Source organism: Peribacillus sp. N1 (genome assembly GCF_054600815.1).
Genome location: NZ_BAAHZO010000001.1, coordinates 398,911 through 411,805, shown reverse-complemented (window position 1 = coordinate 411,805; position 12,895 = coordinate 398,911). Strand labels below are relative to the sequence as shown.

The window sequence follows — 12,895 nt, the reverse complement described above, 5'->3', positions numbered from 1 at the left end:
AAGACGATATATAGCTGTAAATTAAATTGATTCATAAAATTAAATGTTCGTAATGGAACAGTTCAAAACAGAAAGAATGGTGAAGCTGAATGGAGAATGAAAAACAATTAATGCGTTCCGTACAACTATTGCGTTCATTTTGGAACGTGCAGAAAAATATAATGCGATTCGTTCAAAAGACTGCCGCAGAAAATGGATTAACAGTTCCTCAATATTCCATTTTGATGACCATTACCCTTTACAAAGAGACCACTCAAAAAAATGTCGGGGAGAAAACATTTCTTCCAAAAAGCACCTTGAGCCAAGCGGTCGATGGTCTCGTTCGCACAGGCATGCTCCATCGAGAGCATGTGGAGGGCAATCGGCGTGAGATTCAGTTGTCAATCACAGATCAGGGAAAAGATTTATTAAAAACGATTCATTTTCACGAAGGAAGCATTCACCAAGTCTTTCAAATGGCCATTGAAATGCTTTCTGAAGAACAGTTTGAAGAGTTGCTCGAAACACATCTTCAAATTACAAACTTTTTAGAAGCACAAGCAACCGAACAGGGAGAGTGTACAAAATGATAAAAATACTGAAAAATTTATCCGTTTATAAGTGGATTATTTCAGCAGTTATCGGTCTGGTTTTTATTCAGTCCATGTCCGACCTCTTTCTGCCTACACTAATGGCCGATATTATTGACAAAGGCGTCGTTCGAGGAGACACTCCTTATATTTGGAAAATCGGTGGTTTGATGCTGTTGGTTTCCGCACTTGGCGCTTGTGCATCCATAATCGCAAGCTATTATTCGTCCAAAGCGGCAATGGGGATGGGACGCGATCTCCGCCTGAGAGTCTTTAATCATGTTGAAAAATTTTCGTTACAAGAATTTGATGAAGTCGGTACGGCGTCATTGATTACAAGGACGACCAATGATATAACACAAGTCCAGCAAGTGGTTATCATGATGCTTCGTATGGTTATCAGTGCACCCATCATGTTAATCGGCGGAGTGATCATGGCTGTATCCATGGATGCAAAACTATCCCTTGTCATTGTTGTCACAATGCCTTTGTTGATTGGCTCGATCTTGCTTATTCTATATAAAGGTGTCCCTCTCTTTCAAACGGTGCAAAAACGATTAGACCGGTTGAACCTTGTATTACGAGAAAATTTAACTGGTATTCGCGTCATTCGTGCCTTCAATCGTGAAACACAAGAGAAAGAACGTCTAAAGAAAGCGAATAAAGAATTGACGGATGTCTCAATCAAAGTCAATAAAATCATGGCCTTCATGATGCCTGTAATGATGCTTGTAATGAATTTGACGGTTGTTGGTATCATTTGGTTTGGTGGAGTTCGTATTGATAACGGTGGTATGCAGATCGGGGACTTAATGGCATTTATCCAATATGTTATGCAAATTATGTTCGCTCTCGTTATGGCATCCATGATGTTCGTTATGGTCCCACGAGCGGCCGTGTCGGCAACAAGGATAAACGAAGTCCTTGACATGAAACCATCATTCCTGGATGAGGGTACAGAAAAGGCAGATCGTGTACACGGTACTCTTGAATTTGAACATGTGACGTTCAGTTACCCAGGAGCAGAAGAACCTGCATTATCGGATATTAGTTTTACTGCAAGTCCAGGTGAAATCACCGCAATAATTGGTGGAACAGGTTCAGGGAAAACGACGCTCGTCAATTTGATCCCTCGCTTCTATGATATTTCAAGTGGAACGATTCGCGTCAATGGTGTTGATATTCGTAAGTCATCACAAGATGAAGTTCGTTCAAAAATTGGCTTTGTACCACAAAAGGCCTTCCTCTTTACAGGTACTATCGCTGAAAACATTCGCTTTGGAAAACAAACAGCCACACAAGATGAAGTTGAGCATGCGGCTCGGATCGCGCAAGCGGAGGATTTTATCAGCAACATGAAAGGCGGCTATGAGGCAGAAATCGATCAAGGCGGTTCAAACTTATCAGGAGGGCAAAAACAACGGCTTTCGATTGCACGGGCACTAATTCGAAAACCGGATATATATATATTCGACGATAGTTTTTCTGCACTTGACTACAAGACGGATGCCAACCTTCGCGCAGCCCTGAAAGATGAAACGAAAAATTCGACGGTACTACTCGTTGCACAGCGTGTCAGTACGGTCGTGGACGCTGACCGAATCATCGTGTTGGACGAAGGCCGCATTGTAGGTATGGGAACACACCAAGATTTGCTTAGTACAAACGACATTTACCGTGAAATCGCCTTATCACAGCTCACAGAGGAGGAAATTGCATGAGTAATCAAAAAAAACCTCAAGGCGGCGGTCAGGTTGGGCATGGTCCTGGTGGCGGTAACATGATGATGATGGGTCAAAAAGCAAAAGATTTTAAAGGAACTCTAAAACGTCTATTAACCTATTTAAAACCGCGGCGCAACAAATTGATTTCCGTGTTTTTCGCTGCAATCATGAGTACGATTTTTATGATTGTTGGACCAAAGATCATGGGAAATGCAATTACAGAATTATTCGAAGGAGCTTACGGGAAATTCCAGGGAATACCAGGAGCAGCTATTAACTTTGATAAAATTGGCCAGATCCTTCTACTCCTTGCCGGACTTTATGCTTTAAGCAGCCTTTTCAGCTATGTACAACAATACATTATGTCAAGTGTTGCTCAAGAAACGGTATATGATCTTCGACAAGATGTGAACGAAAAGCTCGAGAAACTTCCACTCAAATATTTTGAAGGACGTCCAAACGGAGAAACACTTAGCCGAATGACAAATGATATTGATACAATCGGTAGCACCCTTCAGCAAAGCTTAACGCAGTTCATCACATCAATTGTAACGATTTTGGGGATTATCATCATGATGCTTTCGATAAGCCCGTTATTGACATTAATCTCGATAGTCAGCTTACCTTTGTCAATATTTGCAATCCGGCCTATTTTAAAAAGATCCCAAAAATATTTTGCCGATCAACAGCGTAAACTCGGACAATTAAATGGTCACATTGAAGAGATATATACCGGCCATCAGGTCGTTAAAGCATTCGGATATGAAAAAAAGGCGAGTGCCCAGTTTACTGCGGTTAATGAAGAATTATATAAAGCGGGAAGCAAAGCCCAGTTTATATCGGGTATCATCATGCCCATAATGTTCTTTATCGGAAATTTGAGCTATGTCCTCATCAGCGTTGTCGGGGGAATATTAGTAACGCAACGTTCGATTTCAATTGGTGACATTCAAGCATTCATCACATATTCAAAGCAGTTCACCCAGCCAATCACACAAACGGCTAACATCGCTAACATTATTCAGTCGACGGTGGCAGCAGCTGAGCGTGTTTTTGAACTACTAGATGAAGAAGAGGAAATGAAAGAACAAACCACAGCTAATATTAAAAGGGCAAATGGTGCTGTCTCTTTCGAACATGTGGACTTTGGATATGGGGAAGAAATGTTAATTGAAGATATGAACATCGATGTCTTGCCTGGACAAACGGTCGCAATTGTTGGACCGACTGGTGCTGGAAAAACAACTATGATAAATCTATTGATGAGATTTTATGAACTCAATGGCGGAAAAATTAATATTGATGGTCTTGATACACGGAATATGTCACGGAATGACCTTCGAAAGAATTTTGGAATGGTACTTCAAGATACCTGGCTCTTTAATGGTACGATTAAAGAAAATATCGCTTATGGCAAAAACGGAGCAACTGATGAAGAAATTTTTGCAGCTGCTCGAACGGCACAAGCCGACCATTTCATTCGGACACTGCCAGATGGTTATGAGACAATCTTAAACGAAGAAGCTTCGAACATCTCACAAGGCCAAAAGCAGCTTTTGACAATCGCCCGAGCGGTTCTAGCAGATCCACCAATCATGATATTGGATGAAGCGACGTCTAGTGTGGACACTCGGACAGAAGTCTTTATCCAAAAGGCCATGAACCGACTCATGGAAGGACGAACTAGCTTTGTCATTGCCCATCGCCTCTCAACAATTAAGGATGCAGATTTGATTCTTGTTATGGATCAAGGGAAAGTGATAGAGAAGGGAACGCATTCAGACCTTTTAAGGGAGAATGGTTTCTATGCAGAGCTATACAATAGTCAGTTCACTGAAAATGTAGCTGGATAATTAGAAAGAGGCTCATTTCCCAATCGGAATCGAGCCTCTCTTTATAAAATTCTTATCCAATACCATTCCATTCATGAATCTGTACTAACTTATAAGCCGTATCAATACCCCCTTTTATTGCCCTTTTTCACAAATTCCCAATCTACCTCAATATTTTTTCTGACCCTTTGAAGAAGATGAAACATCGTTTCCGTCTCTTCCAAAGAAAATCCCGATAATGCAACCTTGTCGGTGTACTCTCCTTCTTTTTTCAAAAAGGGATAAACCTTCTCACCTTTATCGGTAGCATATAACTTTTTAATTTTTTTGTTTTCCTCATCATTTTTCTTTTCAATAAACCCTTGAATTTCAAGTTTTTTAATGGCCCGAGCTGCTGTCGTCCGGTCAACCTTAATCATCTCTGCTAACTTTTCCTGAATGATTCCAGGATTTTCACATATTCGAACAAGATACAAATACTGCCCTTTTGTTAGGTCAAATTCTTTAAATTCGATATTACTTATAGAGTCCAATGCCCTTGCTATCATTCCAATTTCACGGAGTATTTCCTTCATTCAAAAAGCCCCTGACTTTTTTGTTGTATTTACAACAAAATTAATTTCGTATATACTATAAAAAAGTTATACATATATTATGACTTGTCTTACTGAATAAATCTAGAAAAGGGATGAAGAACATTGGATTCAAAGAGAATAACTACAGAAAGTGATTTAAAAGTAGCCTTTCAAATCAGAAAAGAGGTATTTGTTGAGGAACAAGGCTTCGCTTTAGAAAGTGAATTTGATGAATACGATACACTTAATGCTTTATCTGAACACATATTAGTCTATTATAATGAAAAACCAGTCGGAACTGGTAGGTTAAGAGTTGTTGATGGTTTAGGAAAATTGGAGAGAATTTGCATCTTAGAGCCCTACCGTAAGTTTGGTCTTGGAAAAATAATAATTAAAACGTTGGAAGAAATCGCAAAGAAAAAGGAAATATCCCAGGTGAAATTACATGGGCAAACACAGGCAGAGGGTTTTTATAAAAAACTCGGCTATCAGACTTCATCCGATGTCTTTATGGAAGATGGCGGTCCACATCTTTTAATGATAAAAAGAATTAATGAATGAAAAGTGTGCTAAATGTGGGTAAAACAAACATTAACCTAATTTGATGGGGATCATACTATTTTACACTTGGCTTTTCTTTAACCATAAAATATACTTACGTTGAACAATTTGTAAATATAAAAAAAGACTATTTTTAGTCTTCTCAAACTGTAGACAAACTCGATGAAAATCAAGTTTGTCTACAGTTTTATGTGTTTGTAAAACCGGGGCCTCCTCGGCGCCTTTGCGCCTGCTGGGTCTCCCCTTTGACGCGCTTTTCCCGCAGGAGTCTGGCACACCTGCTCCATTTAATATGGTCTAGGTCAATTGTTTTCTACATAATTGGTACTAGTTAATTTTTAAACAAAGAAAAAAAGCTGATGTATCAGTCTTTTCAGGTGTAGTCATCTCGCACTGTCTTTGTCATTTTACCTCTTTCTATATTACACCGTCTGTTTAGGATGCCCTTCTGCAAATAGATATCAAGTTAAAAACCTTCCTTAAAAGAATGGTTTTTAATTTAAATATTAAATCGCTTTGCACGCAACGATTTCATTAGCTTTTCATAAGTCTTAAAATAAAAGGCAGCGTTGTTAAGAATAAGCACGAACAAAAGACAAAGCCATTTATAACACGAAAGTTATATGGCTTTGTCTTTTTTACATAACGGGTGCTTTTTCATGAACAAGCGGGTGAAGGGCCTGCGTTTCATCAATGTAAACAAACGCATCATATCTATCTGACATTACAGAAGGTACATAGTTTCCGTATTGTTCATATTCCGGTCGGTATACAACCCCGATAGCCCGATGTCCAATTCTATCTTGGAATAGCTGACGATTTTCATCGGTGAAAATGAGCAACTTATCATACGCGCCTGAAAGGTGCATAGCCTCCTCCCAACTTCCATTCATAGCCGGTGGTACTGTTTTTATTTCAAAATCCTTGCCCCATTCATCTGCTGCAATAACGGTTCCCCTATAGGTTCCGAAACCTGTGATAAATACATCTTCAGTTGAGTTTTGTTCACGAATGACCTGGCCGACGTTAATCATCCCGGAATCTCTCATATCTGTAGCGCTGGCATCGCCAACATGGGTATTATGTTCCCATACAATCGCCTTGCCTTCAGAACCGTAAAAATCCATAATTTCATTAAGCGCATCCACCATATGCATATCTCGAATATTCCATGATTTATCATCATGAACCACCATCGTCCTGTAATAATTTTCTGCATTATACGCTACCAATGCATTCACTTGAAGGTTCAAATTCAATTCTTCATGATGAGGGTATTTTTCTTTTTTTCGTTGAATAGTCGTCAGCAATTTGGCAACCTCATCTATACAGTCTTCTGAAAAAATGCCTGCGGAAACTGCGTACTCCTCATTATTCCGATTGAATGGCTCAAAACATGTGAACGCCTGTCTGGCAGCCTCGAGGTCAGGTGAATCAATTTGTTTTAAGTAATGGATAACTTCATCCATGGATTCCCAAAGACTATAGATATCTATCCCATAAAATCCAACTTTCGTTTGATTTTGTCCGGACTCATTGTATTCTTTCATCCATTCAATCAGGTCGATCATTTCCTCGTTTGCCCACATCCATGTCGGCCAGCGGTTAAAACTTTTAAGCACATCACTTGCCGATTTAGTCACTAGGTCATAGCCTTTAACATACCTATTGATTGCCTGGCATGCGGGCCAATCGCCTTCAACTGCTACAAAGGTGAACCCTTTTTCTTGAATCAGTTTTTTTGTAATTTCAACTCGGGCCGTGTAAAACTCGGATGTTCCATGTGATGCCTCACCCAGCAAAACAAATTTGGATTTATTGACTTGTTCAACGAGTTTATCCCAATCCGCTTCACTTTTAAGCATGACTGATTGTTCGATTATTGACTGAACCAGATTATGATGCACTGTTTTTCCTCCTTGTTCTCTTACGAACATTATCGTTTATACTCAGCATTGTAAGAATTTGAACCTGCGTGAACGGAAAGTAAAGTATCAGCGTATCCCACCAGACGATTTATAAGTTCATCACAAATAGAGTAAACCAGCTGAAAGTTTTTCACCTCAAATAAAACAGGGTCATCCAGAATGACCGTCGTGTTAATGAACATATCTTTGTTTCCATATAGATTGTAGTGAACTATAGCCTTTCCAGCAGCTCCTCCAGTAACTGGATCATTAAAGCCGGGAATGAAAACAAACCATTCTTCAGCAGTAGCAGACCTGAAGTTTTTTGTGAAAGACATTCGCTCGGTTACCGTCATGATCTTTTTTAACTCTTCCGGATTCATATCCTTGATCTTGTTCATCCCATTGCCACCTTAACACCTGTTAATAATCTTCCGTTATATATTTTCCTTAAGTGACCCATCCTATAAATATTATTATAAAATGGTGACCTTCTCCGAAAAAAGCAAGTCAGAACCCCCTAGGTCGGAAATTAAGCAGGCTCTTATTAAATGCCGATAATCATGGAACTGCTGCATATAAAAATTATTATTGGGGTATCAAAAGAGGGAAGATAAAATCCTGGATTGGGTTGGACTGGTCTGGAGTGGAGGAGTTGCTCATGGAAAAGATGAATCGGGGAATTTTAACGGCGCTTTCGGCGATCGGCATTGCGCAAGGACTGAAAATTTTAACGCATTATAAGCTGACGGGAAAGTGGGACTTGAAGCAGGCTTTCACAACAGGTGGCATGCCTAGTTCGCACTCTGCCGGTGTGGCCGCACTGGCATCCTATGTGGCAGCGAATAAAGGCTGGATGCATACGGAAACAGCGCTTGCGACAGTGTTTGGCGTGATTGTGATGTATGATGCTCAGGGGATTCGGCGCCATACAGGCGAAATTGCTAAGCTTGTGAATGACCTTGAAGATAATATGGCGAAATTTTCGGGAGAGTTTCCGAGCTTTGAGTTTGTGGAGCGTGAGAAGGAACTGAATGAACTGCTCGGACATCAGCCTGTGGAAGTGGGAGCAGGTGCGTTGCTTGGAGTGGTACTTGGGCTTATCTCAGCTAAATTGGAGGATGACAAGCCCTCAAAAACCAAACGACTGAAAACGTTGGTCAAGCATAGATATTCTAGATCTTGAAATAAGGTATGTAATTTGATCATAACAATAGATTATATTAAAACATGCCTTTGTTATAAACATAGACAAACTCTCCATTAAAAGTCGTATCATAGTATATACTGGTAGGATTTAAAATAACCTAAGCCTCTCTACTTCTTAGAAAGGCTTAGGTTATATCATGTCCCCAAAATCAATTCTTCCGGGACATTTTCATTGCGAATGAGTACATATCAGATCGGAATAATCCTTTGTAATACTCTACTAAATTACCATCAGAATCAAAAATCATTCGTTCTGTAATCAACAAGCACATCGTTTCGGCTATACCTAAATGTTCTGCATCTTCTTTTGTTGGAAAGCCGCAGGTTATGATTTGTTCCGCCTCACAAAAGTCAATGTTTAGATCACCTTCGAGTGCATCATACAATACGGTTGTACTTAAATCGAATTTCGTCAATTTTTTTCCTAGGTCCAAAGAATAATAATGCAATTCAATGGCTATGGGGACATCTCCCTGTAACCGCAGCCTTTTAATATGGTAAGATTCATCTTCGAACCCATTTGCATCAGCAATATTTTCAGGTGTCATTACACGGCCATGATCTAGTAATTTAATTCCCATGCTTTTAGTTGTTTCAGTGAAACTTATCATCTTTAGCCATTCTTGTACAGGTTTAAGGGAAACGAACGTTCCCTTTCCATGCCTCTTTTCCAATATTCCCTCACGAACCAGGATGGATACGGCTTCCCGTACAGTACTCCTGCTGACAGAATACATATCCATGAGTTCCCTTTCACTAGGGATTTTGTCTTTATAATAACCTTCCAAAATCTGATTTTCCAATATGGTTTTCAATTGAGCATGTAAAGGGATTGGATTTTTAAAGTCTAACTCCATAAAATTTCCTCCAAACAGAAAAAGACATCGTAATGTTCGTATCAGTTCTTATATTTCTTATATTGTAAACCAAATAGTTATAATATTCAAACATGTCAACACTTATTTTTTTCCTTAAATTAGGATTTGATCAAATTTCCACTCCTACATTTCCAAAAACGTTTTCTTCGAACGAATAAAAAAAACCTGAATAGATTAATATATTCAGGGCTATCCATATGCATTATTCATCACATTTTTAGGCTTATCTAACTGGGACATCAATGGAAAGCTTATATATTAAACGATAAAGTACGAGATGATGGAAAGCAGCAAAGAGGTAATGGTCATGGCTAAAAGAGGACGCATGGCTTTTGTCCGCAGTGCCTGCAGGCTTACATTCAGTCCAAGACCGATCATGGCCATTGTCAATATAAATGTAGTCGTTTTGGAAATGCCATCCATTACAAGAGGAGACACCGTAATATAAGTTCCAAACACATAACTTCCTATTAAACTCATGATTATAAAACCAACGAGGAACCATGGAAAATCAATTTTAGCATCATGCCCCATCTTCCCGGATGTGCGTTTTTTCATCCAATACATAAAAATGAAACATAATGGGATAAGTAAAAAGACACGGCCTAATTTTGCGAGTAGTGCAATCGCTAGCGCATCTTCACCAGCCGGTGCACCTGCCAATGCAACATGGGCGATTTCATGAAGGCTGATCCCAGACCAGATTCCATAATCCAAAGCAGACAGCGGAAGAATCGGACGTAAAAGGGTATATATAATCGAGAAAAGTGTTCCCATTAAAGCTATTATCCCAACGCCGATGGCTGTATCCTCTTCCTTCGCTTTCACGATTGGAGATATGGCTGCGATGGCTGCTGCCCCGCATATACCGGTTCCTACAGCAAGAAGAAGCGAAATGGAAGCATCTGCCTTAAACCACTTTGCAATCAGGACCATCACGACTATGGCAAATGTTACTGTCCCTATGTCACGTACCAACAATGGCAGTCCTTGATTGAAAATAACATCGATATTTAATTTCAACCCGTATAAAATGATGGCAAAACGCAAAAGTTTTTTTGCGGAAAATTCAATTCCCGTCCGGAACTTTTCTGGATATCCCGCAATTTGACGATAAATCACGGCAATGATGATCGAGCATGCAAGAGGGCCGATTCGATTGAATCCCGAAATCTTGGACAGCCCCAAGCCTAAGAGGGCAATAAAAAAGGTGAAAGCGATACCGCTCAGCCACAAAAGCACCTTATTTTGAAGCGGTTTTTGCTGTGCCTGAGGTATTTCTTCCAGTGGCTCATATTTTTCTAATTCCATACATTCCTTCCCCCTTTCCAGATAAACTAATGCCCAAATTACGAATCATCCCAACCTTTCAATCGTTTGAAAAAAATTGATTTCTTCTATATTGGTAGGCGAATTCCCTTTGATAAAATACTCGGATTCCTTTAAAAAAGGCAAGCTTGGATTTTGATTCCCCCATAATTCAGGAACTGCTAGAGTCTGGGAGCGATGGGCCCTTAAGGCACGGATCTTTTTCTGTAAAGTCCCTGCTATATCCACTTCTGTGATCATGCTCAGCCCGTATTCCTTAAACCATTCATCATAAAAAGCATGCCAAAGGACAAAGTACAGACTATGAACCTTAAAAGCTGGAAATACTGGATCTGGATAAAAATCGGGATCACCGGAATTTAGATAAGCAAATTCGGCAGCACGGCCAATCGCACAATGGTCTGGATGCCCCCCATATTTCTCATGGAATGTTACTAGTGCCTCTGGCTGAACTTCACGTATCACCTTTACGATTCTCTCCGCCAATAGATCGAAGCTCTCAAATTCTATCGTTTTATCCCTCACGTTTAAAAATCGCAGGTCGCTGATCCCCAATTCTTCACAAGCGTTTTTTAACTCCTTTACCCTTAGTCCAGGCAATGCCTCCCTTGTTGTAAGAATGGGATTTCCCATGCGCCTGCCCATTTCGCCTTTTGTCGCACATAGTAAGGTTATATGAACACCTTGCTCAGACATTTTAGCAATGGTTCCGCCACACAGGAATGACTCATCATCGGGATGTGCCAGAACCACCAATAATCTTTGTTGTGATTGCATATTTCCTCCTACTCCGGATTCTCCAGTTTTCCCACACTTTTAGACCCAATATGAAAAAATGGACATGGATGTCAAAGCTGCTAGACATATCATGCCCATCTTCATTTTTCGTCTATAAATATAGCACCCTAAAGTTAATCATCTTTTTTGTTAGCATAATTCATATAAAACGGATTTAACGGTTTCTATGACAAAGCGTAAATCTTCAACGGTCGAAGATAAAGGCGGCGCAATGATCAGTACATTACCATATCCAGGAACTGTATCACCATTCCGGCCGATGATAAGGCCCTTTTCCTTGCAAGCTCCGATTATTTTACCCATGAACTCATCGGAAACTGGTGTTTTTGCCTTTTTATCTTCCACTAATTCAATGCCGTATAAAAACCCTACTCCCCGAACTTCCCCTACTTTATCAAGGGCTGTCAATTCAAATAGCTCACTTAGTGTCGACTCACTAAGTTCAGATACTCGCTGAACGATTTTTTCATTTTCCAAGATTTCAATGTTCTTAAGGGCAACTGCGCAAGATGCAGGGTGACCTCCATATGTTGACACATGCCTGAAATGATTTAAATTTCCGTTCTCTTTGAATTTCTCATAAATCCTCGAATTCACTGCCGTTGCTCCAAGTGGAAGATAACCGCTGGTCAAACCCTTTGCCATTGTTACAATATCCGGTTGAACGCCATCGGAGTGCATGAACCCAAACATTTTTCCGGTTCTTCCAAAACCTGAAACCACTTCATCCACAATTAAAAGAACATCATGCTTCTTACAGATTTCCGAAACCCTCGTTAAGTATTCTTTTGAAGGAATAAGGACCCCGCCACCAGAGATGAATGGTTCAAGAATAACACCCGCTACCGTTTCAGCTCCTTCAAAATTAATGACCTGATCGATATATTCAGCTGCAAGCAAATCGGAGTTTTCAACGTTTTCCCCAAATGGGCTTCGATAATTGTACGGCGGTGGCACATGCAGGAAACCTGGAACCGCCGGATCATATTTCACTCTCCGGTTTGCCTGTGCGGTCGCGCTTAGCGCGCCAAAAGTATTGCCATGATAAGCTCTGTACCTAGAGATGAATTTGTATTTACCCTGATTGCCATTTTGGGAATGATATTGCCTGGCTATTTTAAAAGCTGTTTCATTCGCCTCAGAGCCGCTGTTCGTAAAAAACGTTGTATAGGAGCCCTTTAAATGCTCACTTATTTTTGCAGATAATTCGATTGCCGGCTTATGGCTTAACGTTAAAGGGAAGTAAGATAAGTTAACCATTTGTTCATACGCTGCCTGGGCAATCTCTTTTCTTCCATGACCCAGGTTCAAGCACCACAAACCGGAAACCCCATCTAAATATTTATCCCCTTTAGCATCTGTGAACCATGAGCCGGATCCTTCTGTAGCCATCATGGGAGCATCCTTTTCATTATAGCGATGCATCGCATGCCATAAATGGTCTTTATCCATTTGAACAAGGTCTTTCGTTTCAGTTTCCATCTTCACTTTTGAAACCCCCTTATTATTCATC

The 12,895-nt window shown here is 40.1% G+C and carries 12 protein-coding genes; 5 read left to right on the top strand and 7 right to left on the bottom strand.

From position 1 onward, the window contains the following. Positions 1–89: 89 nt before the first annotated feature. The 3 genes from ACYP5M_RS01915 to ACYP5M_RS01905 are packed head-to-tail and all read left to right on the top strand — an operon-like array spanning position 90 to position 4,146. Positions 90–569 (top strand): MarR family winged helix-turn-helix transcriptional regulator, encoded by a 480-nt coding sequence (locus tag ACYP5M_RS01915; RefSeq protein WP_459734566.1) that lies wholly within the window; start codon positions 90–92, stop codon positions 567–569. Then, positions 566–2,290, top strand: coding sequence for an ABC transporter ATP-binding protein (locus ACYP5M_RS01910; RefSeq protein ID WP_260357446.1), 1,725 nt, complete (start codon positions 566–568; stop codon positions 2,288–2,290). The genes ACYP5M_RS01915 and ACYP5M_RS01910 overlap by 4 nt, the downstream gene beginning before the upstream one ends. Then, positions 2,287–4,146: an ABC transporter ATP-binding protein gene (locus tag ACYP5M_RS01905; RefSeq protein ID WP_459734565.1), complete on the top strand. Its 1,860-nt coding sequence runs from the start codon at positions 2,287–2,289 to the stop codon at positions 4,144–4,146. Before ACYP5M_RS01910 ends, ACYP5M_RS01905 begins: the two co-directional genes overlap by 4 nt. A gap of 101 nt (positions 4,147–4,247) precedes the next feature. Here ACYP5M_RS01905 and ACYP5M_RS01900 read toward each other — a convergent pair whose 3' ends face one another. After that, positions 4,248–4,700 (bottom strand): MarR family winged helix-turn-helix transcriptional regulator, encoded by a 453-nt coding sequence (locus ACYP5M_RS01900; protein ID WP_063233436.1) that lies wholly within the window; start codon positions 4,698–4,700, stop codon positions 4,248–4,250. Between the two features lie 123 nt (positions 4,701–4,823). Here ACYP5M_RS01900 and ACYP5M_RS01895 point away from each other — a divergent pair, with 123 nt between their 5' ends. Continuing rightward, positions 4,824–5,261: a GNAT family N-acetyltransferase gene (locus tag ACYP5M_RS01895; RefSeq protein ID WP_101221805.1), complete on the top strand. Its 438-nt coding sequence runs from the start codon at positions 4,824–4,826 to the stop codon at positions 5,259–5,261. A 638-nt stretch (positions 5,262–5,899) separates the two neighbouring features. Here the strand turns inward: ACYP5M_RS01895 and ACYP5M_RS01890 are convergent. Together ACYP5M_RS01890 and ACYP5M_RS01885 are read right to left on the bottom strand one after the other, a co-directional pair. Beyond that, on the bottom strand, positions 5,900–7,168 hold the full coding sequence (locus tag ACYP5M_RS01890; RefSeq protein ID WP_434169385.1) for an erythromycin esterase family protein: 1,269 nt from the start codon (positions 7,166–7,168) through the stop codon (positions 5,900–5,902). Positions 7,169–7,197: 29 nt separating this feature from the next. Beyond that, positions 7,198–7,569 carry a hypothetical protein gene (locus tag ACYP5M_RS01885; RefSeq protein ID WP_397314672.1) on the bottom strand — a complete coding sequence of 124 codons (372 nt, stop codon included), beginning with the start codon at positions 7,567–7,569 and terminating at the stop codon, positions 7,198–7,200. A gap of 260 nt (positions 7,570–7,829) precedes the next feature. On the opposite strand from ACYP5M_RS01885, the gene ACYP5M_RS01880 reads away from it, so the two are divergent. Beyond that, positions 7,830–8,354 carry a divergent PAP2 family protein gene (locus ACYP5M_RS01880; RefSeq protein WP_459734892.1) on the top strand — a complete coding sequence of 175 codons (525 nt, stop codon included), beginning with the start codon at positions 7,830–7,832 and terminating at the stop codon, positions 8,352–8,354. Between the two features lie 172 nt (positions 8,355–8,526). On the opposite strand, the gene ACYP5M_RS01875 is transcribed toward ACYP5M_RS01880, so the two are convergent. From ACYP5M_RS01875 to ACYP5M_RS01860, 4 genes are all read right to left on the bottom strand, one after another. Then, positions 8,527–9,234, bottom strand: coding sequence for a GntR family transcriptional regulator (locus ACYP5M_RS01875; protein ID WP_101221797.1), 708 nt, complete (start codon positions 9,232–9,234; stop codon positions 8,527–8,529). A 279-nt stretch (positions 9,235–9,513) separates the two neighbouring features. Continuing rightward, positions 9,514–10,566, bottom strand: a complete 1,053-nt coding sequence (locus ACYP5M_RS01870; RefSeq protein ID WP_101221796.1) for a YeiH family protein — start codon at positions 10,564–10,566, stop codon at positions 9,514–9,516. Between the two features lie 45 nt (positions 10,567–10,611). Then, positions 10,612–11,361, bottom strand: coding sequence for a PIG-L family deacetylase (locus ACYP5M_RS01865; RefSeq protein ID WP_459734564.1), 750 nt, complete (start codon positions 11,359–11,361; stop codon positions 10,612–10,614). Between the two features lie 150 nt (positions 11,362–11,511). Next, positions 11,512–12,864 carry an aminotransferase gene (locus ACYP5M_RS01860; RefSeq protein ID WP_260357971.1) on the bottom strand — a complete coding sequence of 451 codons (1,353 nt, stop codon included), beginning with the start codon at positions 12,862–12,864 and terminating at the stop codon, positions 11,512–11,514. Positions 12,865–12,895 lie beyond the last annotated feature (31 nt).

Coding starts and splice junctions, on each gene's coding strand:
- ACYP5M_RS01915 (WP_459734566.1), top strand. CDS start 90: ATGGAGAATGAAAAACAATTAATGCGTTCCGTACAACTATTGCGTTCA.
- ACYP5M_RS01910 (WP_260357446.1), top strand. CDS start 566: ATGATAAAAATACTGAAAAATTTATCCGTTTATAAGTGGATTATTTCA.
- ACYP5M_RS01905 (WP_459734565.1), top strand. CDS start 2,287: ATGAGTAATCAAAAAAAACCTCAAGGCGGCGGTCAGGTTGGGCATGGT.
- ACYP5M_RS01900 (WP_063233436.1), bottom strand. CDS start 4,700: ATGAAGGAAATACTCCGTGAAATTGGAATGATAGCAAGGGCATTGGAC.
- ACYP5M_RS01885 (WP_397314672.1), bottom strand. CDS start 7,569: ATGAACAAGATCAAGGATATGAATCCGGAAGAGTTAAAAAAGATCATG.
- ACYP5M_RS01880 (WP_459734892.1), top strand. CDS start 7,830: ATGGAAAAGATGAATCGGGGAATTTTAACGGCGCTTTCGGCGATCGGC.
- ACYP5M_RS01875 (WP_101221797.1), bottom strand. CDS start 9,234: ATGGAGTTAGACTTTAAAAATCCAATCCCTTTACATGCTCAATTGAAA.
- ACYP5M_RS01870 (WP_101221796.1), bottom strand. CDS start 10,566: ATGGAATTAGAAAAATATGAGCCACTGGAAGAAATACCTCAGGCACAG.
- ACYP5M_RS01865 (WP_459734564.1), bottom strand. CDS start 11,361: ATGCAATCACAACAAAGATTATTGGTGGTTCTGGCACATCCCGATGAT.
- ACYP5M_RS01860 (WP_260357971.1), bottom strand. CDS start 12,864: ATGGAAACTGAAACGAAAGACCTTGTTCAAATGGATAAAGACCATTTA.